At 46.7% G+C, this 25568-nt stretch carries 24 protein-coding genes and 1 riboswitch; of the genes, 7 read left to right on the top strand and 17 right to left on the bottom strand.

Annotated elements, in window-relative coordinates:
- Positions 1 to 32: 32 nt before the first annotated feature.
- Positions 33 to 431 (top strand): secondary thiamine-phosphate synthase enzyme YjbQ, encoded by a 399-nt coding sequence (locus DCMF_RS28605; protein ID WP_148137601.1) that lies wholly within the window; start codon positions 33 to 35, stop codon positions 429 to 431.
- Here the strand turns inward: DCMF_RS28605 and DCMF_RS28600 are convergent.
- A complete protein-coding gene (locus tag DCMF_RS28600; RefSeq protein ID WP_148137600.1) occupies positions 412 to 1704 on the bottom strand; it encodes a 4Fe-4S dicluster domain-containing protein in 1293 nt (430 codons plus the stop codon). The genes DCMF_RS28605 and DCMF_RS28600 overlap by 20 nt on opposite strands.
- Between DCMF_RS28600 and DCMF_RS28595 the strand changes: the two genes are divergently transcribed.
- Genes DCMF_RS28595 through DCMF_RS28585 form a run of 3 tightly spaced genes read left to right on the top strand, consistent with a single transcriptional unit; the run spans position 1693 to position 3821 of the window.
- Positions 1693 to 2769 (top strand): DUF5685 family protein, encoded by a 1077-nt coding sequence (locus DCMF_RS28595; RefSeq protein ID WP_335582375.1) that lies wholly within the window; start codon positions 1693 to 1695, stop codon positions 2767 to 2769. The genes DCMF_RS28600 and DCMF_RS28595 overlap by 12 nt on opposite strands.
- Entirely contained in the window at positions 2705 to 3310 is a 606-nt protein-coding gene (locus DCMF_RS30295; protein WP_214658976.1) for a DnaJ domain-containing protein, read from the top strand. The genes DCMF_RS28595 and DCMF_RS30295 overlap by 65 nt, the downstream gene beginning before the upstream one ends.
- Positions 3297 to 3821, top strand: coding sequence for a hypothetical protein (locus DCMF_RS28585; RefSeq protein WP_148137597.1), 525 nt, complete (start codon positions 3297 to 3299; stop codon positions 3819 to 3821). Before DCMF_RS30295 ends, DCMF_RS28585 begins: the two co-directional genes overlap by 14 nt.
- Before the next feature lie 36 nt (positions 3822 to 3857).
- On the opposite strand, the gene DCMF_RS28580 is transcribed toward DCMF_RS28585, so the two are convergent.
- Together DCMF_RS28580 and DCMF_RS28575 are read right to left on the bottom strand one after the other, a co-directional pair.
- Positions 3858 to 4991 (bottom strand): radical SAM/SPASM domain-containing protein, encoded by a 1134-nt coding sequence (locus DCMF_RS28580; RefSeq protein WP_236860146.1) that lies wholly within the window; start codon positions 4989 to 4991, stop codon positions 3858 to 3860.
- Between the two features lie 7 nt (positions 4992 to 4998).
- Entirely contained in the window at positions 4999 to 5829 is an 831-nt protein-coding gene (locus DCMF_RS28575) for a hypothetical protein (RefSeq protein ID WP_148137596.1), read from the bottom strand.
- Positions 5830 to 6204: 375 nt separating this feature from the next.
- Between DCMF_RS28575 and DCMF_RS28570 the strand changes: the two genes are divergently transcribed.
- Positions 6205 to 7500: an IS110 family RNA-guided transposase gene (locus DCMF_RS28570; protein WP_148134993.1), complete on the top strand. Its 1296-nt coding sequence runs from the start codon at positions 6205 to 6207 to the stop codon at positions 7498 to 7500.
- Positions 7501 to 7907: 407 nt separating this feature from the next.
- On the opposite strand, the gene DCMF_RS28565 is transcribed toward DCMF_RS28570, so the two are convergent.
- The 4 genes from DCMF_RS28565 to DCMF_RS28550 all read right to left on the bottom strand — a co-directional run bounded on the left by DCMF_RS28565 (position 7908) and on the right by DCMF_RS28550 (position 10348).
- Entirely contained in the window at positions 7908 to 9158 is a 1251-nt protein-coding gene (locus tag DCMF_RS28565) for a stalk domain-containing protein (protein ID WP_148137595.1), read from the bottom strand.
- A 283-nt stretch (positions 9159 to 9441) separates the two neighbouring features.
- Positions 9442 to 9645 (bottom strand): helix-turn-helix domain-containing protein, encoded by a 204-nt coding sequence (locus tag DCMF_RS28560; RefSeq protein ID WP_148137594.1) that lies wholly within the window; start codon positions 9643 to 9645, stop codon positions 9442 to 9444.
- Positions 9642 to 10049: a sigma-70 family RNA polymerase sigma factor gene (locus DCMF_RS28555; protein WP_148137593.1), complete on the bottom strand. Its 408-nt coding sequence runs from the start codon at positions 10047 to 10049 to the stop codon at positions 9642 to 9644. The genes DCMF_RS28560 and DCMF_RS28555 overlap by 4 nt, the downstream gene beginning before the upstream one ends.
- Positions 10049 to 10348 carry a hypothetical protein gene (locus DCMF_RS28550; RefSeq protein ID WP_148137592.1) on the bottom strand — a complete coding sequence of 100 codons (300 nt, stop codon included), beginning with the start codon at positions 10346 to 10348 and terminating at the stop codon, positions 10049 to 10051. The genes DCMF_RS28555 and DCMF_RS28550 overlap by 1 nt, the downstream gene beginning before the upstream one ends.
- A 62-nt stretch (positions 10349 to 10410) precedes the next feature.
- A riboswitch (cyclic di-GMP riboswitch) is annotated at positions 10411 to 10497 on the bottom strand.
- A 377-nt stretch (positions 10498 to 10874) separates the two neighbouring features.
- Between DCMF_RS28550 and DCMF_RS28545 the strand changes: the two genes are divergently transcribed.
- Both DCMF_RS28545 and adhE read left to right on the top strand, forming a co-directional pair.
- A complete protein-coding gene (locus DCMF_RS28545; protein WP_148137591.1) occupies positions 10875 to 12224 on the top strand; it encodes a [Fe-Fe] hydrogenase large subunit C-terminal domain-containing protein in 1350 nt (449 codons plus the stop codon).
- A gap of 30 nt (positions 12225 to 12254) precedes the next feature.
- On the top strand, positions 12255 to 14969 hold the full coding sequence (gene adhE, locus DCMF_RS28540) for a bifunctional acetaldehyde-CoA/alcohol dehydrogenase (RefSeq protein WP_148137590.1): 2715 nt from the start codon (positions 12255 to 12257) through the stop codon (positions 14967 to 14969).
- 247 nt (positions 14970 to 15216) lie between these two features.
- Here adhE and DCMF_RS28535 read toward each other — a convergent pair whose 3' ends face one another.
- The 10 genes from DCMF_RS28535 to DCMF_RS28495 all read right to left on the bottom strand — a co-directional run bounded on the left by DCMF_RS28535 (position 15217) and on the right by DCMF_RS28495 (position 25462).
- Positions 15217 to 15471 (bottom strand): GIY-YIG nuclease family protein, encoded by a 255-nt coding sequence (locus DCMF_RS28535; RefSeq protein WP_148137589.1) that lies wholly within the window; start codon positions 15469 to 15471, stop codon positions 15217 to 15219.
- Positions 15472 to 15557: 86 nt separating this feature from the next.
- Complete coding sequence (locus DCMF_RS28530; protein ID WP_148137588.1) at positions 15558 to 16523, bottom strand: DMT family transporter; 966 nt, start codon at positions 16521 to 16523, stop codon at positions 15558 to 15560.
- A gap of 57 nt (positions 16524 to 16580) precedes the next feature.
- On the bottom strand, positions 16581 to 17327 hold the full coding sequence (locus DCMF_RS28525) for a YwaF family protein (protein WP_148137587.1): 747 nt from the start codon (positions 17325 to 17327) through the stop codon (positions 16581 to 16583).
- Positions 17328 to 17352: 25 nt separating this feature from the next.
- A complete protein-coding gene (locus DCMF_RS28520; protein WP_148137586.1) occupies positions 17353 to 19131 on the bottom strand; it encodes an ABC transporter ATP-binding protein in 1779 nt (592 codons plus the stop codon).
- Complete coding sequence (locus DCMF_RS28515; RefSeq protein WP_148137585.1) at positions 19128 to 20333, bottom strand: nucleotidyltransferase domain-containing protein; 1206 nt, start codon at positions 20331 to 20333, stop codon at positions 19128 to 19130. The genes DCMF_RS28520 and DCMF_RS28515 overlap by 4 nt, the downstream gene beginning before the upstream one ends.
- Before the next feature lie 28 nt (positions 20334 to 20361).
- Positions 20362 to 20772: a lasso peptide biosynthesis B2 protein gene (locus DCMF_RS28510; protein WP_236860145.1), complete on the bottom strand. Its 411-nt coding sequence runs from the start codon at positions 20770 to 20772 to the stop codon at positions 20362 to 20364.
- Between the two features lie 43 nt (positions 20773 to 20815).
- A complete protein-coding gene (locus DCMF_RS28505; RefSeq protein WP_148137583.1) occupies positions 20816 to 21106 on the bottom strand; it encodes a lasso peptide biosynthesis PqqD family chaperone in 291 nt (96 codons plus the stop codon).
- Positions 21090 to 22019, bottom strand: a complete 930-nt coding sequence (locus DCMF_RS28500) for a phosphoenolpyruvate carboxykinase (ATP) (RefSeq protein WP_148137582.1) — start codon at positions 22017 to 22019, stop codon at positions 21090 to 21092. Before DCMF_RS28500 ends, DCMF_RS28505 begins: the two co-directional genes overlap by 17 nt.
- 71 nt (positions 22020 to 22090) lie before the next feature.
- A complete protein-coding gene (locus tag DCMF_RS29450) occupies positions 22091 to 22237 on the bottom strand; it encodes a hypothetical protein (RefSeq protein ID WP_214658975.1) in 147 nt (48 codons plus the stop codon).
- Positions 22238 to 22270: 33 nt separating this feature from the next.
- Positions 22271 to 25462 (bottom strand): 6-bladed beta-propeller, encoded by a 3192-nt coding sequence (locus DCMF_RS28495; protein ID WP_148137581.1) that lies wholly within the window; start codon positions 25460 to 25462, stop codon positions 22271 to 22273.
- Positions 25463 to 25568 lie beyond the last annotated feature (106 nt).

The following is a 25568-nucleotide window of genomic DNA, read 5'->3' as shown; positions in this document are numbered from 1 at the left end:
CTTTTCAGGATTAAGCGGAATGAGGTGATATTTTGATCAGGCAACTGAGTATCCGGACCAATAGTCAAACCGAGTTTATCGATATTACCGGCAAAATTCAGGAAATAGTAGGATCATCCCAGATCAGTGAAGGCATCTGCTGTATCTATGTGCCCCATACTACGGCAGGCATCACCATCAACGAAAACGCCGATCCGGATGTTGTCAAAGACATCATCAAAGAACTAAATAAAATTGTTCCACTCACAGACAGCTACCTGCACCGGGAAGGCAATTCGGCCGCCCATATTAAAGCCGGCCTCATGGGCACCTCTTTACATGTGATTGTCGATCAGGGCCGGCTCCTGCTCGGCACCTGGCAGGGCATCTATTTTTGTGAGTTTGACGGGCCGAGAAACCGGAAAGTGGTCGTCAAAATGATTGAGGGGTAGTGTACCGCTTAATCAGGGTTTCCAGGTACCGTGATTTCATCTGCTTTCTGGCCATCGCCTGTTTTATGGGGGGAAGCTTCAAGATTACGCCCAGGAGGGCCGCCATCGCCCGGTGGTTCAAAGATACCTGGTTATCAAAAATTAAATCCTGTAATTTCCCGCGCTCAATCGCCATCATCACTACTCTGTGCACAGAGTTGAGAGGAGTAATCACCCGCTCCGGACGTGAAACCAGGGTAATGCTTTTTTTCGGACAGTTCCGAACACAAACACCGCAGCCCAAACAAACACTGCTGTCCAGTTTGGGTTTTTTCTTTTTTAACCCGTTGGAGGCAGGGTCTATTTCCATGCTAAACCCATTAACGGGACAGGCAGCTGCACATTTTCCACACCCGATACATGTTTCGGCACAGACCTGGGGGATAAAATTGGTGGTGTGCACGGGATGAAGGAACCCAAACCTCTGGGCGGCAATCATGGCTTCACAACAGCACTTGCAGCAGTTGCACATAAAAGTCACCGCTTCCCGCACATTCTCCCCAAACTGTACCAGGTTATGGGCATAAGCTTGCTCCAGTAAATCAAGGCCTTCAGCAGTATCCACCTTGCGGGCATACCCGTGCTTAATCAATGAACTGGCCGTGTTGTTAAAGGTGAGGCAAATTTCTTTCGGCGCCCCACAATCCCGGCCCAGGTGCTGCATTTTATGCCGGCAGTAACAGATCCCTACCCCAATACTGGAAGCGCTTTTGATGACTTCACTAGCTCTTTCATAATCGAGCACATGGAGGGCATTATCCTGGGAGAGGGCCGGCTCATGGACAAATACCCGCCCCAGCTGGGTTTCCCCCGAAGTAAACAATCCTTTGATAAAATCCTCTTCCACCGTGAGATATTGATAATATAACTCCGATAAAACCTTTTGATCGATATCTGTTCTAATCCGCATCAGGGAAAACTCAAAAAAGCCCGCCATGGGCGGAGGCAACAGGTATACCTGCTTCCCCTGGTAGTCCGTATCGAGCAGGATCGCTCTGGAGGCCAGTTCATCCAAAATCTTCTGGGCTTGTCCCAGGTTCATTTTCCAAATCTGGCTGGCTTTTTCCGCGGAAAAAGGCTTAATGGGCAGTTGGGCAACCAGTTCCGCCTCTTTTTCACTGAACAGCATTTCTAAAATTTGATAAAGCAGTTTTGAAGGAGTCGCTCCTTGGGGAAACTTATTTAACCGATTGACTAAAAATTGGTAGCCTGATCTTGCCGTATGATGCGCCATCTCTTCATCTCCTTCCCACCTGATTTAAATAACTTTCCCACATGCTCAATTGGACAAATATTTACCAAATCCTTTTTCCCTGCGATCATAAATTTCCGGCAGGAGAATGGGTTTTTTTCGCGAAATTTATCGCTTATGTTTGGTTATATTAGATTGCACAAAGATGAACTGAAAATCCGGGAATATTACCATTTTAGGGCCTATTACTGCGGACTCTGCATGGAGCTGAAGCAGCGCTACGGTCAGATGAGCCGCTTTTTGCTTAATTATGATGTTACCTTCTTAGGCCTGTTTTTATCCTCCCTGACATGTACCCGGGAAAAAACGGCCTTAAAAAAATGTTTTCTTCACCCTGTGAAAAAACGGCCGGTGATCGTAGACAATACCTGGCTGTCCTATGCGGCCGATGTCAATATCCTTTTGGCCTACCATAATATAAAAGACAATTGGGCCGACGACCGGTCCCCAGCGGCCCGGTCCGGATTGGTCCTGCTGGGCAAGGCTTACCGGGAAGCGGCCCGGCTTCATCCCGAGATCGATCAATTAATTGATGAGCAAACCAGGGAGTTGTCCCGGTTAGAGCAGGAAAAGAGCCCCCATATTGACGCTGCTGCAGATACTTTTGCCAAAATTTTAGAAAATATTTGCCCCACAGGCGGTCTTCAGGAGTCCGCTGCCAAAGCCGTTAAATGGCTCTGCTACAATCTGGGCAAATGGATTTATCTCATCGATGCCTTTGATGATCTCCCGGAAGATATCAAGAAAGAGCGGTATAATCCTTTTCTCTATGGATTTCATTATCAAGGTGAAGCCTGTGAGAAATTCCAGGAATCGATCCGGCCCAAGGCGGAATTTCTTTTGACCTATTCTTTGAGCCAGATCGCTGCATCCTACCAATTATTGGACATGCCGGCCAACCGGGGCATCCTGGAAAATATCATTTACCTGGGTATGAACAGGCAAACAGATCATGTTTTGAATCGAAGGAGTTGTGGAAAAAGTGAAAAAAAATTATTACGAAATTCTTGGTGTCAGGGAGAATGCTTCGAAAGAAGAGATTCGTAGCGCTTACCGGGAATTGGTGAAAAAATATCACCCGGACCAATACCAGGCCAACCCCCTTGCCGGCCTGGCAGAGGAAAAACTGAAAGAGATCAATGAAGCCTATGATTATTTGATGAATCACACCGATAACCATTACGACACAGAATACCAGGAAAGAACATATCATGATTATCAAAGCAACGGGGAATTTGACCGAGTGCGCACCTTTATTCGGTCCGGGAATTATGAGGCGGCGTACAGCCTGCTCCAAACCCTGGACAGAAATCAGGCCGACTGGTACTTTCTCAACGGTTTAATTTCCCTCAACAGAGGATGGTACCAACAGGCCTTTGAACAGATTCAGACCGCCATCCGCATGAACCCGGGCAATCCTGAATATATTTCCACATTGAACAACATGCGTCAGGCCACCCACCACTACCGGGCCTCTTCCCGGGAGCGGGGATCCGGCCAGCCCGACCTTTGCCAGCTGTGCACCTGCTTGTATTGTTCCGATTGCTGCTGTGAATGTTTTGGAGGAGATATTATTGAGTGCTGCTAATAAAGGTCCTGCCCAAAGGGTTGCTTATAGCGGCATTCTTGCCGCCTGCTGCCTTTTGACCCTTTTTCTGGCCACGGTTCTGCCCACCAACCGGATCTTCTTTTACGGCTTAAGCTCTGTTTTCGCCGCCATCATCATTATTGAACACGGTACAAAAGCCGGGGGAATCTTTTACGTCGCCACTTGCCTTTTGGCCCTCATGATCATCCCGAATAAACTCCGGCTGATACCCTATATTTTTATCCTGGGCCATTACCCCATCTGGAAAACCTGCTTTGAAAGGCAAAAAAACCGGGCCGTAGAAATCCTTTTAAAGCTCTTGGTCCTGGACCTGGGCACCTTGGCCGCTTATTATGTTTTTACCGGGCTGTTTTTTCACAACCTCACCCTGCCGGTAGATGTAAAGCTGATCCTGTTGGGACTGCAGGTTTTATTTATTGTTTATGATTATGTTTTTACCCTCTTCATCAAGTTCTATCTGGATAAAATCAGACCGATGACCAATCGCTGATCCAGGGTGTTTCCTCCCCTTAGATACCGTAGATTCTTAGTTGCTCTTATGTGTTGTTTTCTGATCCTCGATCAAGGACAGGAGCGGATACATATCATTGTAATGTTTCTGAATAAACAGGGGATTCCGCTTCTGGTACAGTTTTTCCGCCAGCCTGTCCGCGATGGGAACCAGTATTCTTTCGTGGGCACAGAGCACTGGAGAAACCTTTTCCATACTGCCTGTGGCCTGCTTATTCAAGCAGCCGCAGTGATGATTGCACCGGCTTTTGATGGCACACCGGCTACAGTCTTCCTTTTCCGCTTCATTAAATCCATAAAGAGCTTCCCGTCTTTTCTCATTGATCCCGGTGTCCACATGTCCCATGGCAAATTCCTTTTCACCGACAAACTGCACACAGGGGAATAATGTGCCGTCCGGGCCGACGGATATTTGTTTTTTCCCCAGTTCGCAGCGTTCTCGGATATAGGTTTTACCGTTAATATGAGAGCTGATTTTGACTTCAAAAGGGCTCAGATAAAACTTATTTTCTGCCCGGGTCCTGTCCAGATAAAAAGCGGCCAGTTTCTCGTATTGGATCTTCAATTTTTTCAGGTCCCGGTCCGTCCACGCCGCAGCATAATTGAGAGAGCAGATCAAATACCGGAAACCGCTCTGGTACAGGTATTGCACCGATTCGGCATAAAACTCCACCGTGTCGGGACTCACGACCATCAATACAGGTGCATAGGGACGTTTCGAGAGGAGCAGCTCTATTTTTCCGGCAAGCTTTTCAAAGGTTCCCTTTCCCTTATTGTCTACTCGGTGCTTGTCATGGGCTTCCCGGATGCCGTCATGGCTGAAGGCAATAAAAATATGCTCCTGCAAGGAGAATTCCATAAATGCTTCATCCAGAAGGAGGCCATTGGTGGTAACTTTATAATGAAATCTGCCCCGGTGCTTTTTTTCCAGCCATGTGCAATATTCTACCGTTTCATAAATTAAATTCTTCTGCATCAGGGGTTCTCCCCCAAAGAATATGATTCCCGTGGAGTTCTTTGCCTCTGCCGCCATATTCACCGCTTTTACTGCCGTCTCTCTCTCCATGGAAATCACCTGGTCTTTATTTACATAACAGTATGTACAGGCCATATTGCACTGATTTGTTAAATGAAGTGTGTAATGCATCATCCACCCCCTAAATAATTCCCTGGGCTTTCAGCCAGTCCAGGAAATCCTTTACCTGCTTTTTCAGTTCCTCGGCTGCCATTTCTTTGGTTTTCAGCTTCATGGCCTCAAAGTCATCCTGTTCCAGGCCCAGTTCCTTTAATTCTTGGTAGGGGGTCATGGGATTATAGAATATGCCCAGATGCACCTCGCCGTTTTTTCCATCCGTCCCTTGCCGGAGCATCTTGGCGGTGGATGAGAAATCAAAATCATCCACTGATGAACGTATTGTCTGCTCTTTTGACCATTGCTCGTAATCTTCTCTTGAGACAAATTCAAAACCTATTTTCCTGGATTCGTCGTATCCATCTAATGAAAGGTCTCCCCGCCGTGTAGAGTCTATTTCTTCTCCTCTCTGGGAAAATTCTTGAGATTCCCCTTCCGGCTTCAGATAGTATTTCGTTTCGGGAATTTCCACTCCTTTTAATTCAAAGGCGTCCCTTTCAAAGACAATCCCATATTTTTCAGCCTCTTCCTGGATGACGTCATAGGCCTCTTCCTCCGACAGAAACGATGGAGGTGCCACAGATACACAGCCGAAGCTTCCCCTGCCCTGGCCATGTTCAAAAATAGGGGCTGCGGTCACTTTGCCGGGCTGATTCCGGGAAATTGTTTTATCATCCTGAGATGATGCGGTGCAGCCTGCCAATGAAAAGGCTAAAACCGAAGTCAGCGCCATGCCTATATAGGCATTTCCTTTCCATCTTTCCGGAAGTGTTTTTAACAGGGCAGGCTTATCTAACACCAAGGATTTTTCCGGATAGCGCGGCGTGTGATATTTTTTGACAGGTTTAAGATCCATATTGGTTCATCCTCGTATTATATATTTACAGTCATATTTCTAGCTATTATTCCAATCCATAAATGACTGCATAAGAAAACTGAATTGGAATTATCAGAAGGGGTCTTCTTGAAGTATAATTTTTTTCGGGTTACAAAAAGGTTAGTTCTTATTCATCCTGTTGCACCGTATGGTGACTTCAAAGAAAGACTGTTCCCTTGTTCAATTTGTTAACTTCAAACCCAGGTGTTGTTCCTGCCTGCTTGGCGCTGTGGGTAGCAGCCGGCATGACAGCCAACAGACAGAGTTCTGATTTGTGCGAGGGTGTTGATGCATTTGAACCAAGGAGGCTCCTTTTGGTAATTCCAATATTCTCTTACGAAAGGTGGTGTTACCATGAAAAAGCAATTGCTATCAACACTCTTTATCGGTATAGATGTGAGCTTACGCGCTCACCATGCTGTCATTCTTGACTTCTTTGGAAATCAACTGGCTTCTGTTTCTTTTAACAACAATTTATCTGGAGCTTCATTGATCACTTCGGAGATCCTTCGTACAGCAGTTTCTTCCAAAGCTACTCATGTGGTCACTGCAATGGAAGCTACTTCTTTCTACAGCTTCCACCTTTGCAATTATCTTTTTCAGTCGCCGGAGCTGGCAGCTTTGAATATCAAGGTTTACTGCCTGAATCCCAAGGTGACAAGTGCCTATCAGAATACTTTTGTAGATATGGATAAGACTGACCCCAACGATGCCTATGGTATTGCCGATTTTGCAAGAACCGGCAAGATTACCTCTGAGCCCTTTAATGGTTCTGCTTTCGTTGCCCTACAACGACTAACCAGAGTAAGACTTCATTTGGTTGAGAGCCTCGCTAGGGAAAAGTCCTATATCCTTACCAACATTTTTATTAAATTCAGCGAACTAGCTGTCCTTAATCCAAGAGATAAAGAAGATAATCCTTTTTCCAATAGGTTTGGTGCAACTTCTGTTGCAGTTCTAACTGACTATTTATCACCGGATGAAATTGCATATGCTCCAGTAGAAGAACTTATTGATTTTCTCTGCGAAAAAGGTAAAAGCCGTTTTTCTGATCCTGAAGCCAAGGCTAAGCTGCTTCAACGTGCTGCACGTGATTCCTACCGTTTGGATAAAGCGCAGTATGAGCCGCTAAACGCTGCGATTGCTGCTTCCTTTAACTGCATTAAGTCTTTTGAGAAGGAAATTAAGACAATTGATTCTGCTATTGAAAAAGCAGTAAAAGGTTTATCAAGCAACGGCTATCAATGTCTTCTGTCAATACCTGGCTTTGGGCCTGTGATTTCTGCCGGTATTATCGCTGAAATTGGTTTTATTGACCGTTTCAAATCGGAAGAAAAGCTGGCAAAGTTTGCTGGGCTTACATGGCGTAAAAAGCAATCCGGACGCCTTACCAGCGATATTACTTACATGACTAAATCAGGTAATAAGTATCTTCGCTATTATTTGGGCGAAGCCGTTATGAGTTTAATCAAAAACCATAATCCCGAATACACAGCTTTCTACCATAAAAAACGTAATGAAGCGACTCGCTTCCAGCATAAAAGAGCACTCGCACTGACTTCACGAAAACTTGTCAGGTTGATTTATGCACTGCTACGCAATAATCAACTCTATATTTCAACGAGAGGAGCTGTTGAAGCAACCACTTAACTAAATACAAACCTTTAGTCCTGTTTTTTTGATGCTTTTAAGGACGGGTTTGTTTGCTATACCCTTTTTTACAAAACCCAAGACAAGAATATTTAGATATTGTCTTGACATATCACCAGATGTCTTTCATTTAACAGGCTAAAATTCCCTCCAGAAAAAGATCCACAAATGAAGTGTCCCTTTTTACTTCTGTGCCCGGATTTCTTAAAGATGAGAGATTTTTCCTCTAAATACTCTATGGTGTTAGACGTATTCCGGGGGAAAATAGTTTCTGCCCAAAAAGTATTCCAACCCAACAGTAGTTCCATCAAACAAAAAACGTGCAAATTATGTTTTAAACTTGCACGTTTATAAAATAGAGTCGTATTTAATTAAAGGACCTGATTGAGGCTGAAATATTTTCCAGGCTATTTCGGTTGAATGGACAGTCTTAAGCTCTGCCACATATCATCGGTGACCAAACCTAACCGCCACAGGGCAATTCCCCCCAGGTGATAACGTTTCGCAATGGCCACCTTGGTGGTGATGCTTTCCCCGGACTCACTAGGGGCCGATATGCCCAAAAACAGTTTTTGCGGGGGAACCGAAGACGCAGCCATTTCTACCGCCTGTTGGACCAGGCTCACCGGTTCCGGTTGGGTACCGTAATCATAGGCCATAATAATGATCTGATCGGCCAGCGTGCCCAAAGCCTGGTAATCATACCCCTTGTAGGCGCTGTTGGGCGCATGCAGGGTCAGGGTGAGGGAATGGCCGGTGGCATGTAATTGCTGAGATAAAAGAGAGACAAAAGCGGTAAAACGGTCCTGAACCTCCTCTAATTGCTCGCCTTCATCCCGGTACCCCAGACCTTCGAAATCAAGGTTAACCCCCTGGTACAATTCGGCTTCTTCCCCAATGGATTGGACAGCTTCTTCCATGGCTGTTTCGTCGGCCAGCAGGTCGCTGATGGTACTGTCGCTATCGGTCAGGTGAACAACCATTTCTGTGGACATCCCATATTCCCGGGCAGCCTCCAATACATCCTCCCATCCATCAGGCTGTTGCCAGCCTGTTGTGCTTTTGGTGAGAAGAGTTCCTTCCCGGTCAAGGCTATACCAGCCCAAGGCCAGATCACTGACCAGATCGGTATTTCCCGTCCCTTTTGCCGGATAGGGTTGGGCAAATAAGTCTTCCCAACTGCTGGTACGGCTATCGCCCAGGGCATAGAACCCAAAAACAGCCATCTTTTGTGACGGCGAAGTAATCCTCACCTCTCCCTTGGCGCTGTCCCATACTACCTGACAATTATAGGCCTCGCCAAAAAAGCGGAGGGGAATCAAGGTCCTTCCCTCTATTATCTGGGGCAGTGCATCCAAAGAGATGGGCACATCATTGCGGTAAGCAGTAGTGCTGCCGATCTGCAGCATAACGTTGACCACGCCGTCCGTGGCTGTAATCGTCCGGGTTGCTTCATCCCAAACTACAGGTATATTCAATGCTTCCGTGATCGCCCGAAAAGGAATTAGCGTTCGACCATTATCCAGTAACGGCGGTGTATCCAGGGGAACAGCCAAGCCATCGATACGAACGGTGATTTCTCTTTCCTGGGCAAATGCGGGCAGCGCAAAAAAGCAAACGAGGACTACGCAAGTAAGTAATGAGACAAAAGCTTTCATGAGAATTCTACTCCTTTTACCAATGGTTTTGTTATAATTTCTCTTTTGTTGTCGAAAATCCTTTGGATTTTTAGGATATAAAAAGAAAAAAACGCCTTCCTGTAAAATCCGGCAGAAATTTTGACTCCATAAAGTAAGACTTCGTTAAGCCGGAAAAGGTTCCCCATGTATTGAAATTTTTTCTCTTACTTGCCTGGTGCTTTTGATCACCAACCATTTTTCTATGTTTCAACATAGGTAAACAAGAGGGGAGCAAAAGAACCGCCCCTTTGCTCCCCTCCGGCTAATCGTCAGAAGAAGACAACTTATAATTTTTGATCGCCTTAATAAGGACTTCCCTCAAGTCCTGGGCCGCATCATTCTGCTCATAGCCCATACAACGGCTGTACTTCTTGATCGCAGGAAGAAAACGATTTAATATCTCTTCTATAGCGGCCTCATCCCCTTGCTGGGCGCGCGAAATTAATTCCTTCAGCCGTGGACTCATGCGATGATCCCTTGCCTTTCACATTCTGCCCTCATGTGCACCAATGCTTTCTTTTTCAACTGGCTGACCCGCTGTTGGCGAACACCCAGTTTTTGGGCAGTTTGCTTTTCACTACGCTGCAGCATATACATTTCTATGATTACTTGCCTCTCTCTGGGGGTCAGGCTAAGTAGAATTTGTTTTACCAAGGTATGTCTCGTTACTTTTTCTTCTATGCCTTCCTCACTTATTGGGACGAATTCTCCCCAGGTCCTTTCGTCTTCCAAACCTGGACCACTTGCTGGTGCGTCAAATAACAGGATTTCCCTTTTTCCCTGGTCACGGTATTGAGAAGCTTTTCGAGCAGCAGTATGACGTAGGGCAGTGATTAAATACATGGTAATCTGGGCATCTGATTGTACCATTATTTTTCACTCTCCTTCTTGGTAGTACTTTTACCGATTTGGGTCACATGCCAACCGGCCATCGCGGTAGAGGCAACAACCAACCCGTTTAAGAAACACGGCAGTAATTTGTTCCATGCGAACTGACCATTAAGCCATGTGGTTAAGATAGTAATTGTCTCAGCTACTGCTATTACTATCCAACGTGTCGGGCAGCGTTTCACCGGTTTGAGATCTTTTATCAATTCTACGATTAAGGTCGTAGCAGCAGCGGCTCCAGCTATCGTACCTAAAAACTCATTTGTAAAAGGTTCTTGCATCGAAACACCTCCCTTAAGTCAAAAACCTGCCTTCACGCAAGGCAGGTTGGACCAATCTTTTTTGCGGCAACCAGGCAGTCATAGCTTACTTGTGCTTTAGACCCACGGCTTTGCGTCCCTATCTTTCGATAGGTTTGCCTTTGATATATTTTTTCATGAAATTACCAACTACTCGTAGGTGATATCACCACCTTTAAGAACTGCCTTTACTATATAGAGAGACATTCCCTCTCTTTTTTACAACCCTTTCATAAATTTATTTACATTAAATGGGAATCATTTTTCTATTCTCTGGGTCCGGGGCGATCCATGATCGGTAATCTCCTGTTAAATTTTTCCTATGTTGATAAGACTTATTTTAGCCCCAAAAGGTTCCCAATCGTTACATAATTTTTCCGACAAATAATTTGTTTTTTCTACTTTAGGTTTTATCAAAACTCAGCCCGGAGAATTTCTTCAAAAGGAATAAGTCCCGGCCAAAAAGCAAAAATTAACCTCAAGAGATTAAACCTTACGAGGTGAAAAAATGGACCCTCATGAAATCCACCACCGTATCTTAGTAAATTTGGCCAAACAGATCCGGGAGGGAGGTATCAAAGACCGGGAGAAGTTCATCAACAATATTATCACGGAATGCTTGCCGGACCGGAAAGAAGACCAGCAGGTTTATCATGCGGTCGAAAAAAGACTGAATTTCCTCCTCGATGAAAGGAAGGATGCACCCCCGCTGGTGGAAATCATGGAAGACGTTTGCCCGGACTGCGGTCCGGACTTGCATCCCTGTACCGAGATTTGTCCTACGGAGGCCATTACCTGTACCGGAGGAATCAGGCACATCAACCGGGACCGGTGCATAGAATGCGGACAATGTATCAATGTGTGCATCTCCGGGGCAATCATGGCCCGTTCCGAATTTGCCCAGGTAGCAACCATGCTTTTACAAAGCGATACCCATCCGGTATACGCCATCCTGGCCCCCTCTTTCGTGGGACAATTCGGTCCCCAGGCAACGCCGGAAATATTCAAATCCGCCTTAAAGGCGATGGGCTTTACCGAAATATATGAGGTTGCCCTGGCCGCAGATATCACGACCTTGTTTGAGGCGGAAGAATTCAGCCAGCGCATGGAACGGGGCGAAAAATTCATGATCACCTCCTGCTGCTGCCCCGCTTTTATCAAGTTTATTGAAAAATTACGGCCCAAAGTGGCCAACCTGGTTTCCCCCACCGTGTCCCCCATGATCGCCCTGGGCAAGATGCTGAAGCAAAGAGAGGAAAACTGCCGGGTTGTTTTTATCGGCCCCTGTATCGCCAAAAAGAACGAGGCCAAAAGACCTGATCTGCAGCCTGCCGTGGATTGCGTGCTGACATTTAAGGAAACAAAGGCCCTTTTGGAAGCAGCAGAAATCAAACTTGACGGATCTTTGGGCCGCATGGACCTAACGGATGCCTCCCATGATGGCCGCATCTACGCCCATACGGGCGGGGTTACGGAAGCCATTATCAGGGCAGTTCAAAGACGGGATCACCGCTTATCGGTTAAACCGGTCAAAGGCAACGGGCTGAAACAATGCGGAGAACTTCTGCAGCAAATTGAGGAAGGCACCATCCAGGCCAATTTCATGGAAGGAATGGGCTGTCCCGGCGGATGCATCGGCGGCCCCGGGACCTTGATAAAAGTTGAGGAAGCAGCGCCTTACGTTCAGAACTTTGCAGACAGGTCTCCCTTTGATACCCCCAATGATAATCCTACGGCGATCCAATGGATGGAGGATTATTACAAAATGACCGATACCCTGTCCGAAAAAATGTCCCTGAAAACGGAGCACGCCCCTTCCCCCGCATATCCCCACCCGTCCGGGGAATACTTGTCTTAACACGATTTTGAATCATAGGGAGGTTGGACCATGAGCAAGCAGGAGCCGGAAAACGGACAAAACATGGGTCAAAACATACAAGGAGCCGTCGACACCCTGGTGCAAAAGGCTTTAAAGGCGCGGGAAGAATTTCTCGACTTAAATCAGGAGCAGATTGATGAGATTGTGCGGGCGATGGCCTTAGCGGGCCTGGACCAGCACATGGAGCTGGCCAAGCTGGCCGTTGAAGAAACAAAGCGGGGCGTCTATGAGGACAAAATTACAAAGAATATCTTTGCCACCGAATACATTTATCACAGCATCAAATATCACAAAACCGTAGGAATTATTAAAGAAGACGAAGAGGCAGGGTATCTGGAGTTTGCCGAACCGGTGGGCGTGATCACCGGGGTAACTCCGGTGACGAATCCTACTTCCACAACCCTGTTTAAGTCCTTGATCAGTATGAAAACCCGGAATCCGATTATTTTCAGTTTCCATCCGGGGGCCCAGCAAAGCAGTGCCGCCGCCGCCCGCATCATGCTCAAAGCCGCTGTCCAGGCGGGGGCGCCGGAAAACTGCATCAGCTGGATTACCGAACCGTCCATTGAGGCTACCCAGGCTTTAATGAATCACCCCAAAGTGGCTTTAGTCCTGGCCACCGGCGGGGGCAGCATGGTAAAATCCGCTTACAGTACCGGCAAACCTGCTCTGGGTGTGGGGCCGGGAAATGTCCCCTGTTATATTGAAAAAACGGCGCATATCAAAAGAGCGGCCAATGATTTGATCTTAAGCAAAACTTTTGACAACGGCATGATTTGCGCTTCCGAGCAGGGTGTGATCGTAGACCGGGAAATTGCCGCCCCGATCAAGGAAGAATTAATGGCCAACGGCTGTTATTTTCTCTCTCCGGAAGAGATTTCCCAGCTGGAAAAGCTGGTCACGGACGACGGCACCTGTTCTTTGAATCCCAGCATCGTGGGCCAGCCGGCATCCTTCATTGCGGAAACCGCCGGCATTTCTGTTCCCAAAGATACCAAAATATTGATTGCCCCCTTAACCGGCGTGGGCAAAGACTTTCCTTTGTCCCGGGAAAAATTAAGCCCGGTTCTGGCCTATTACGAAGCGGAAAACCTGGAGCATGCCTTTAAATTGTGCCAGGACATGATTTCCTTCGGCGGCATGGGACATACCGCCGTGATCCATTCGGAAAACGACGAGGTGGTGAACAGGTTTTCTAAGCGCATGATGGTGGGAAGAATTGTGGTCAATGCCCCGTCCAGCCACGGGGCCATCGGCGACATCTACAATATCATGATGCCCTCCCTCACCCTGGGCTGCGGCTCTATGGGGCACAATTCCACCACCTCCAACGTCAGCGATATTAATCTCATCAACATCAAAAGGGTGGCCCACCGCCGGGTAAACATGCAGTGGTTCAAAGTGCCGGAACGCATTTATTTTGAGCCCGGTTCCGTGCAGTACCTGTCAAAAATGCCTGGGATTAAAAAGGCGGTAATCGTCACCGACAAAGTAATGGTGGATTTAGGCTATGTGGATAAGGTGGTTTATCACCTGGACCGGCGCTCCGAGAAAGTAGACGTGGATATCTTCAGCGATGTGGAACCGGATCCTTCTGTTGACACCGTGCGCAGAGGCGTGGAAATCCTGAACCGGTTCCAGCCCGATACCATTATTGCTTTGGGCGGCGGCTCGGCGATGGACGCGGCCAAAGGCATGTGGCTGTTCTATGAGCACCCTGACGTTGAGTTTGAATTCCTGAAATTAAAGTTTCTGGATATCCGCAAACGCACCTATAAATATCCCAAATTGGGCCGGAAAGCAAAAATGGTGGCGATTCCCACCACCAGCGGCAGTGGTTCCGAAGTGACCGCTTTTACGGTGATCACCGATAAAGGCGCGGAAATAAAGTATCCTCTCGCCGACTACGAATTAACCCCCGATGTAGCCATTATCGATCCGGAATTTGCCTATTCCATTCCCCCAAGCCTCACGGCGGACACGGGCATTGACGTGCTTACCCATGCCATCGAAGCTTATGTATCCATCATGGCCTCTGATTATACGGATGCCCTGGCCCTAAAAGCCATCGATCTGGTCTTCCGGTATTTGCCCACGGCCTACCGGAACGGAAAAGACAAGGCAGCCCGGGAGAAAATGCATAATGCCTCCTGTATCGCAGGTATGGCTTTTACCAACGCATTTTTGGGTGTTACCCACAGTTTGGCCCATAAACTGGGCGGGGAATTCCATATCCCCCACGGCAGGGCCAACGGCATTTTCCTCCCCCATGTGATTGCCTATAACGCCCGGAAGCCAAGCAAATTCGTTTCTTTCCCCAAATACGAGTATTATATCGCCCCGGAAAAATACCGGCAGATCGCCCAATTTTTAGGTCTGCCCGCTTCAACTCCGGAGGAAGGGGTAAACAGTCTCATCGACCGGATCAGGAATTTGATGCAAGAAATCAATATTCCTTTTTCCATTGGGGAACTGGGTATTAATCGGGAGGAATATGAAGCAAAAATACCGATGCTGGCAGAAAAAGCCTTTGAGGATCAGGTGACCATCACCAATCCCCGGCTGCCCCTGGTGTCCGAATTAGAAGAATTGTTTCGCCTGGCTTATGGGGAGCAGCCCAGCCAGGAGGACAGAGACGATCAAAGAAACCGCCTGATCAATCCGGATTTAGGGCATATGCTCCCCAGAGAACAATATGAGCCCAGCCAAGGTTATATTCATTGAAACAAGTTCTTAATTCAGATGGAGATTCTTTTACTCTATCTGAATTTTGACGCAAGTTCTTAACTTGATAAGTGCTTTTCTTACCAAGTTTTAGAACTGCTAATACCGAGTGAGAACTGCAAATGCATGACTAACTTGGCGTTGCACTCCCGAAGCGGGAGACCTACGCCAAGTTAGTCAGGTAAAAAAAAAGCGCCTTGCGCTTTTTTTAATGAATTTTCCCGTCCCAGAAATGATCTCCATTTGATCATTTTGCCGATGATGGGGAAGAAATTAATTCTACCTTTTCCTGCCGGGATAATTGTTTAATTAAATACTCCCGGTGCAAGGCTTCTTCCTTCACGGAAAACTCTTCATAATATTTTAACTGCACAGGAAATCTTCCCCTGGTATATTTGGCTCCCTTCCCTTTATTGTGCTCTGCGATTCGCTTTTCCATATCCGTGGTCCACCCTGTGTAAAGAGTGCCGTCTTTACATTCCACAATATAAACATAATGCATCACCAAAGCTCTCCCTCATCAAGTCTCTACAGCCTTTGCCAAATCAGATTCCGGACCCAGTTTCGGATCACCCGGTTTTCCCTCGCCTATTTAGACAGGCTCCGGTCCTCAAGATGAGCATGCCCAAATGCACCGGGTTTGGGCGTCCGGTAAATCCCGAGCCAAACACCAAAGGTGAGAATCGTTGCCCCCGCCATCTGGAGAGGCGTGAGAATCTCGCCCAGAGTAAAATAAGAAATAATAATGGCGGAAAGAGGCAAGAAGCTATTGATCAGGCCCGCATTTGCCGCTCCCACCACGATAATTCCCTGATACCAAAAATAATTGCCTAAAGCACCGGGAAATAAGCCTAAATAGAACAGCCACAGCCAGCTCTGTGCCGAGAAAAGCCTAAAATGGTTGCCTAAGATGATTGCCACAGGAAGAAGACAAATCACGGCACAGGCAAACACCCAGAACAACCCTTCCATGGGATCCATCCTGTCGCCTAAAGCCCGGTTCAAAATAGAATAAAAAGCCCAACAGAAACCGGAAAAAACAAAAAACAGATCGGCCGCCTGAAAAGAAAGGCGATGCCAAACCCCCAGGTCATTGCCGGTAATCACCAAAAGCACCCCCAGCAGCGAAAGCACTAACCCGGTGATGCGACGCCAGCTTAATGGCTCATGAAAAACAAAATGGGCCATAAAAACAATTAAAGCCGGATTAATGGAATTAATCAGGGTGGATTTCCCCGCCGGGACATATTGAAGGCCAATGGCAAGGGCGAGAAACATCCCCACCACTCCCGTCAGACTCATCCCCAGTAATAGGGGCCAATTGGCTTTAAAGTGCGCAAAAGAAGGAGGCTTTTTCATCCAGAAAAGAAGGCCGGCAAAAATGATCATAGTAAAAAAGGTGCGGCAAAAGGCCACTAAAAAAGGATCGCTTCCGGCGAGAACCAAATAACGAATAACAGGGTAAGAGGTGCTCCAAAGAATCACTGCCCATAAAGTCACGGCGAAATATTTAATTTTTCTGCTCTGATCGCTAGTACAAATTATTTTCATCATACTCTACAATTCCACTTCATGATCAATTTTCCTGCTAAAACTTTTCCCGTCACCCGGCTATAAGCTGGAGCCGTCACTCTTTCCCGGAATAAGGACGGGCTTGAAACGGTCAAGAATCAAAAAAGGTAGATACAGCAAACAGCACATAACCCCCAGCACCAATTCCAGGGAGAAAATATACCAGGGCCAGGGCCCCAGATAGTCCAGAAGAGAGGGGGCGGCCGGTTTATGGCAAATATAGAGATAGTTTGCTCCGATGCACCAGTTAAAGAAACCGATGAGAACTGCATAGAGGTTGGTAGCCAGGATCGTTTTCCCTATTGATTTAACCGAGGGCCGGAACCTCTCCACAAAGGTAAAGAAGAGGCAGGTGATGATAATCATCCCATGGGAAATAAAAAACTGGAGTAGCCAGAATAAAGGAACCGGGTTGCTGCCGATATCGGGGGTCAAAAGAGCCTGCACCGCGCCGCCAAGTCCCCAAAAATAGACCAGTTCATAAAGAATAAGGTGATTCTTCAGCAGGAGAATCGCCGAGAGGAGGGCGGAAAGATCGCAAAGCTGCAGGGGCGCCGCCCAGGTAATGGACCACTGGTGATGCAGGATTAACCAGATATGCCCCGACAGTTCGTTGCCTACAATGATCACAAAGAAAATACCCCGGATGATCCTGTTGATCTTCTTTTGCCTGATCATCTGCCGAAAATGAAAGAGCAGGAAACCCAGCAGGGGAATCATTGCAAGGGCTCCCATATGATAAAAGGAAAAGGGACGAAAAGTAAGGCCAAAAACAAGGGCATGCATCCCGATGTCCTCCTTCGGTTTTCGTTTATATTGCGGCCAGAGCACGCAAACGGCTCTCTTTATTCTCCATTAAATTTGCATAATTGCCTTTTTCCACAATCCTTCCCTGGTCCAATACGATAATCTGGTCTGCCTTCCTGATCGTGGATAACCGGTGGGCAATCACCAGAATCGTTAATCTCCCATGAAGGCTTTCAATGGCTTGATAGATTCGTTTTTCATTTTCCCCATCCAAAGAACTGGTGGCTTCGTCCAGGATCAGCACAGAAGGTTTCCTTAACAAAGCACGGGCCAGAACCATGCGCTGACGCTCTCCGCCCGACAGGCGCACGCCCCTGTCCCCAACCACAGTATTCAGCCTCTCCGGCAGATGTGCGGCAAATTCATCTATTGCCGCCATCTTGAGCGCTTTCCATATTTCTTCTTCTGATGCCCCGGGATGGGCCCACCCCATATTATCCCGGATGCTGGCATGAAATAAAAAGGCATCCTGAGGAACATAACCGATCCCTCTTCTCCACAAATGCAGAGCACTATTGGCTATGGGAGTACCATCAATGAGAATCTCTCCCTGTTGAGGGGTAATCAGGCCGGTAATCAAATCTGCTACCGTACTTTTTCCGGAACCGGAAACGCCGACGAGGGCAGTGGTGGTTCCCGCTGGAAGGGAGAAACTGATATCTCTCAGGGCATAGCTGGAAGACTCTTGCTGATAGCGAAAAAAAACATGCTTCAATTCGATGCCGGATCTTAATTCTATGGGAGCATAGGCAGGCCCCTCCAAATACTTCTCCTGGTCCCGGAGACATTGGCTTTCAAAGTCAAGCACAGCCTGAAACGCCGGAAGCATCATCGCCACTTGCTGAAGCCCCACCTGGAGAGAAGACAGTCTGGGCCAAAGGCGGGCAAAAATCACCACCATCAATAAAAGCTCCTCAGCTTGAATCTGAAAAATTTCTATCCCGCTGTACAAAAAGATGCTGATAAAAACCGCCGCGCCTACCCGATATAACATGTCTGTGCCGCTTTGAATCCGGTTGAACCGGACAAAGTTGTTTTCAATGGCCTGGCGCAGTTTGATAAAATTTTCGATTTGCCTGGTCTCCATGCCGCAAGTCTTTACCTCTTTGATGCCGTTCAAATGCTCAGTCACATCAAAAAATAAATTCCGGGTATGCTGGGAAATAGATGCCCCCGTCTTTTTCGCTTCCTTTACATACCTCTGCATCCAGCAAAAAAACGCCATCCCGCCCAGGAGCACAAGGAAAGTCAATCCGGGAGACAACAAAAAAGCAATACCGATTTGGATCGTTGATATCACGGCGGTTGCCGTCATCTGCAAAACATATTGGGTACCCCCGCTCACCCGGGCCAATTCCCCGGTTAACAAATGGGTAACATCCGATTTTTTCCTGGCCATTAAAGAAGACCATTTGGTATAGGCCAAGGCTTGAAACATCCTGATGCTTAAAAAACTATAAAACCCTTGCTGAATCCGGGTGTTTAGGTTCGATTGATATCGCCGGAGCCAGCTTTGGACAAAGATGATGCCGGTGTAAATCAGGAGAACCACAGGCAGACTGATGGTTGTCCCCAAATCACTAAAAAACTGTTTCAACCAGAAATCCGCTCCTCCTGCGGCCGTTGTTGACGATAGAATCCCGGCAATACTGAGAAAGGGGATCAGCATCAGGATACCGATCCCTTCCAGCAAGCCCAGCAGCACCATTAGGACCAAATTAAGCAAGATCTTTAATTTTGCATAGGCATATAAATCCTTGATGTAGAATAAAAAGTTTCTCACAGCATCTTTCTCCTTGAAAAACTGCTCAAACGCCTGCCCAGCCAGGTCATCGGCCTGATCAGATAATAGAGGGGATACAAGCTGTCCGGAAGGGAAATCAGCCGGAAATCCCGGCTCGTAGGCTGCAATAAAGAAAATAGATAGGTCACCTTATTCCGCCATTCTGAACGCAGCCGTAAATGATACCCATTGTTCACAATAAAATTCCTCCGGTAGGAAACTGAAGGCCTATGGTCTTCCTTGTCATACAATTGATTGATCACTAAATTAGCCAGTGCCCAGGCTTTTTTATCACGCAGAAGAGACGGTGCGATGGGATCAGGAACAGGTGCTTTCAAAAGCGCATTGGTCAGAAGGATGGTCTGGTGCAAAACGGTTCTTAGTCCGGCATGATCAGCAAGAGAAATCAATTTCTCCCAATCCATATCCCGCTCCTGCCCCATCCATCTTTCCATATCACACAACCAGCGCAAACGGAACCACTTGTGACTGGATCCATGCACCATCAGATAGATAAACCACTCTTCATCTGCCATCACCGGCACCGCATATCCGGCAATATCTACTTTTCTGACCTCGAGATTTGATAGGGTTTGATATTTTAAATCAATTTTATGCATCTTCCAATGCAGTTCCAGACATACGTGCCGCTCCGCATGATCATAATTGAAATGATGAAATTTATCTAAATAGTCCTTTTTTTGACGCAGTGTCATAGGAACATCAAACAGATTATTTTTATATCCTTCCTTTTCCAGGATTCTGCCCGCTTTTTCCAAATCTTCAAGTCCCACCATGATATCGATATCCTTGGATGGTCGCAAAGCAACATCGCCATATAGCTTAAGGGCGAGAGGAGCGCCTTTTAAGATGAGGGACCTGATTCCATTTTCTTCAAACAGTTGCATGATTCTTACCATCTCACCGGTCAGGCCCACAGCTTTTAAAGCATTTTTCCGGTACTCCTGGTGCAACGCCTCCGTCACATGATCGGGGACTCTCGGGTTATCTATACTGCTCAATGTTTTATGTGCCAGGGGAAATAATCGATGGTGCCTGGCCAGCTGCAAAAATAAATTCCAATTGACGGATTGAGTTAACAGCCTGGCGATCTCCTCTTCTTCCCCATTTTTGTCTTTCGCACACAGGAGTAATAGCATCAGTTCCGGTGAAATTTCTCTAAACAGGCGGTTATACCCCATATCCTATACGATCCTTCCTATTTTACATTTATTGTTTTGGGTCATTCATGATCTCTGAAAAACAAGATACAACCTTAAACTCGTCCCTCCCATGCCTGCCGCTGATTATTGCCGGTCCTACCCTGAGCCAGGCATGGGCAACCAGCTCATTTTTTTCATTCTTCCTTACCCCAAGATACAAGGTATTTGATATTCCCATCTTCCTCATCAGAATCTTTCCAGTTATCGCTTGAACCAGGCACTTGCTTTCCCACGGTGTATACCGGCTGATCTTTGCGATCGCCCGGCCAATTTTTCTTGCAGCTTCCCTCTTGACCGAGTCCTCTTCTTGAGATGATTCTATCCCTTGATGGCCTAAATGCTTGGCTATCCATTTAAAAGGCAGGAGCAGAATCAACACTCTTACCATACCCATCAAGCAAAAAACTTTCAAAAGCATGAAACGGTCCGCCCGGGGGAGCAAAGTCCACTTTTTCAGAAGCCTAAACAATGGATACAAGTCCTTCATCAACCATCTTATTTAAGAAAACAAGCACATCTTTTTGGCAGGTAGTTTCGTCAACATCGTATTGATCCATCAGCGCTTCAATCACCTCTTTCACAGTCACAGGTTTCGCAATCAATTCCCAAATACAACTCCCCGTGGCATCAAGTCCGTAATACTTTCCCTTCTCTACACTCATCATGGCCTTTTCTCCGTCCAGATCGGCGGCAACCAAACCCGTTGTCTGTATAATAACCGTTTCAAGCTGAATTTTAAATGGCTGATTCATTTATTTCACTTCCTTTTTGTAAATCACTTTCGATTAGATTAATCTGGTCTTCCACGCAAAACACACTATCCAGCCTGGTGATCCTAGAAACAGAAACCTGTTTCGCCAAGGCGGCAGAGTAGCGAAAAGTTTCTTCCTTTAAATTCAACCCGCTGACAAAACTCAATCGATAAATATTGTTCATAATTGTGGCAAGCTTGTCCATGCCGGAAAGTTTATTCATGTTTACATTTTGGCAAATTTCTTTCCTCACCTCGTATATTCCTACCAGCTTTTTAGGGGTTTCACAAAATTTATCCTGTATCGTAACGGCATATTTATCTATACGTCCATATATGTTGGATAAGGAAGATACCTCATGCCCCATTGATTCTAAGCTGTCTTTCCACAGCTTTTGCTGGGGATACGACGGGTAAACCCAGGGAATCCCTTCCGCATCGAAAGCTACGGCAGCGATATCATCCGTTAAAATAGCATATCCCTTCTTCCTTAGGGCTGCTGTCAATGTTGACTTGCCTGCCCCTTGGTTTCCGGTAACGATAAAACAGTATTCATTGACAACAACGGCACTTCCGTGAATAGGAAAAAAACCCCTTTGGAAGAGGATTGCCCCCATGGCTGAACCCAGCAGGAATAAACGAATTGCTTTTTTCTCTGCATTCGGAGCAGGCTCGATCATAATTTGATTTCCATTTTTGATATAATAGCTTCCCACATTGGTGATATGAAACAGCAATTGATTTTTGCCTGCCTGATAATAGGCATTAGAGTCAATAGCTCCCTCAATTTCTTTAGGCACTTTGCCAATAGCAATATTTATATCAGGCATGCCAGAACAGGGTTGCAGTTCCGGTATCGGTATTTGGGAGGCGATTTTCATTCCAAAGGCGCAGTATTGATAAACAGCCGCCATTTTTCATTCATACCTTTCCATAGCACAATTTCAGTTATCAATTCAGGCAAACTTGAGAGAACCTGTTAGAATTAAGAACCGGTAACTATCGGATCTTCCGAAGCATCTTGAAAAGCAATATCAAACCCATCGTATCCCCCGCCATGTTCCGTCTTCATCATAGCAATCTCTACGATTTGGGGAATTGACCATGGTTTCTTGCATGTATTTTTCTCCATTTCAATATTCCTTCCTTTCACCGCACAAAATGGTTAGTTTTGATATATTCTCACCCGAACCTGTTCTGCGGTATCATGATGTTCATTCCAGGTCATATATAGTTTTCCGTGATACTCCTGAAATGTGATTCCGGAGGATGCTTGTGAAACGTCATAATTAATGCTGCCGTTGTCTGCCCAAGTCCAGGTGTCTGCCCCTTCATCATAGGCTTTGATCCTTACTTTCCCATTTTCCGTCCATGCAGCGTATACAGTCCCGTGATATGAGAACCCGTTTAACATGTATGCCCCATCGTTTTGATTGTTGTTCAGACTAGCCCCGCCATTGATTGGTTCCCATGTTGTGCCATTGTATTTTTTTGCCAGTACCTGGTAGATCCCTGAAGCATTCTTCTCCCCCCAGATGAGATACAAATCGCTGCCATTGACGATGAGGACCGGCATGTCGGCGACCTTTGTACTGTCGTAGTTGAGGCTGGTATTGCTGTCTGCCGTACTCCAGGAAGTTCCCTCATATTTTTTTACTCGAATTCTGCCGTTTTCACTCCATGCGCCAAAAAGATCATCGTTGAATATCTTAATATCGGGAAGCGATGCGGCCTTTGCGGAGCTGTAGTTTACCGTCCCCAGGTCTGCTTCGCTCCATGTGCTTCCATCATACTTCCTTGCTCTGATCTGGTCTTTGTTCTCATGGTTTTTCTCTACCCAAACGGCATACAAAAAATCATTGTCAGCTGCCAATTTAACGTTAAATGCCTTATTGCTGCTGCAACTGATATTTTCGCTGTTTCCCCAGTCATTTGTTTCCCGGTCATATTCTTTGATGTATACCTGATAGTTGTTGCTGTCAACAGTTTGTTCGTACCAGGACAGGTATAAGGTGCCGTCCAGTTCCATCAAGATCGGGTTATAGGCATCCTTTTGCGTATTTATGTTCAGACTTCCGCTGTCCGCGCTGCTCCATGTGGTGCCGTTAAATTTTTTAACGCGGATTTGGGTGTGCCCGCCGCTGTTTTCCATCCAGGTGACATAGAGGTCACCATTATATTCAGTCATATTGGGGGTGATTGCCCTGCTGGAAGAATCTATGTTTAAGCCACCATGGTCGAAGGGCGCCGTGGAGTTATTAACTACCTGATAAGTATTGGCCCCAAATGTTACAAGCATCCCTCCGTCGGAGGAGGTCACTTGTCCTGCCGCTCCCGTGTAAGCCACCTTTACTGTCTGTCCTTGGTATACCTGGCCAATAATCAGATCTATGGTATTGTTATTAACCCCTAATGATACGGAACTTACCGTTATGGGCTGGTTTTCTGCCGTGACTGTAAAGGAGCCCTGTTTGCCGGCAGGATCTGCCATTTCCTTACTGAAGGTGATCATAAGCTTGCTTCCCGTTGGATCCACTGTCGGAACGCTGTCTGTCACCACTACAGGGTCGGTAATCAGACGCTGAATCCGGTGATTTAGTGTATCCGGTACGTAAACGTTTCCCCCTTTGTCTACACCAATTCCCCCGGGTTCATCAAACTGGCCTTCCAGGCTGCCCTTTCCTCCCCACGCTGTAAGAAAATTTCCGTCGGCATCAAACTTCTGGACGCGGGAGTTTTCAGCATCCGCCACGTAAACGTACCCGGTTCCGTCTACCGCCACCCCGGAAGGATTTTTAAACTGCCCGTTGCCACTACCGAAGTTTCCCCATGCAGTAAAATTTCCCTCTGTATCAAGTTTTTGAATCCGGTGGTTATCTCTATCGGCAACGTAGATATTACCCGTCTTGTCCACCGTTAACCCACAAGGATATTTCAACTGACCATTTTCGCTCCCCCTGCTCCCCCATTCTCTGACAAAACTGCCTTCGGAGGTAAACTGCTGAATCCGGTGGTTATTTGTATCTGCCACGTAGATATACCCGGCATTGTCTACCGTTAGCCCCTTGGGATAACTAAATTTACCGCTGCTAAAACCGAAGCTCCCCCATTTTTTAGTAAGATTTCCCTCCCCATCGAACTTCTGGATGCGGCAGTTGTTTGTATCCGCGACGTAGATATTCCCGGCCATGTCGGCCACAACTCCAGAAGGAGCGTCAAACTGGCCGTCGCCGGTGCCCAAGCTTCCCCATTTTTTCACAAAGTTTCCCTGGGCATCATACTTCTGGATGCGATTGTTTAACGTATCGGCCACGTAAATATTCCCACTGCTATCCACCGTCACTCCGCCAGGCTGGTCCAGCCACCCCTCTCCGCTTCCTTTGTTTTCCCAAACTGTGAGAAAGCTACCATTTAAATCAAACTTCTGGATCCGGTTTTTATTGGTATCGGCGACATAAATTTCTCCACTAGCGGTGACAGCAATGCCATAGGGGCCGCTGAACGTATAATCCCCGCTTCCCGCCCATTCCGTGATAAAAGTACAGTTTGAATTAAACTTCTGGACACGGTTATTGTCTGTGTCTGCTACATAAATGTTTCCCTCATCATCCAGGGCAATCCCGTACATCCAATTAAACTGGCCCTGACCCGATCCCTCGTTTCCCCATTGTGTAAGATAATTTCCGTAAGCATCAAATTTTTGGATGCGGTTATTTGCTGTATCCGTTATATAAATATTTCCGTTTCTGTCACCGGCCACGCCCGTGGGCCAATCAAATTGACCTTGACCGGTTCCCTGGCTCCCCCATTTTATCAGGAAATCTCCGTCTGAGTTAAACTTCTGGATCCGGTAATTATTGGCATCGCCTACATAGATGTTCCCGTCACTGCCGACTGCGATCCCGTATGGATTATTGAACTGCCCGTTGCCGGTGCCCGTACTTCCCCATTTCCCGCGGAAATCGCCTTGGGAATCAAACTTTTGGATCCTGTTATTGCCTGTATCGGCTACATAGACATTCCCCACACGATCCACCGCTATTCCCTTAGGGCTGTTGAACTGCCCGTCACCAGAACCCTTGCTTCCCCATACTGTTAAGATATTTCCCGCGGCATCAAGCTTCTCGATGCGGTTATTTGCTGAATCGACCACATATACATTTCCGCTGCTGTCCGCGGCTAAACCGGTGGGGGATGAAAAAGAAGGCAGGGGAAAAGACGGCACAACTTGGGTAAAATCTGCCGCCGCCACATCCGCTGGACTTAACACAATCACAGCGCTCAGCGCTATTATGAATAAGGAAAACAAAATTCTTTTCCATAACTTTCGTAGCCCCAATAACTCCATGCGTTTCATTTATTTTCACTCCCCTTAGTCTTAACCTATCTACTCAATATAATAGCACATAATTTTTATAAATTTTATATATTTTGTCAATTTTTATCATTTATGGGCTTGTTCT

Source organism: Candidatus Formimonas warabiya (assembly GCF_002777255.1).
GTDB lineage: Bacteria > Bacillota > Dehalobacteriia > Dehalobacteriales > Dehalobacteriaceae > Formimonas > Formimonas warabiya.
This window is presented reverse-complemented; position numbering and strand designations above follow the sequence as displayed.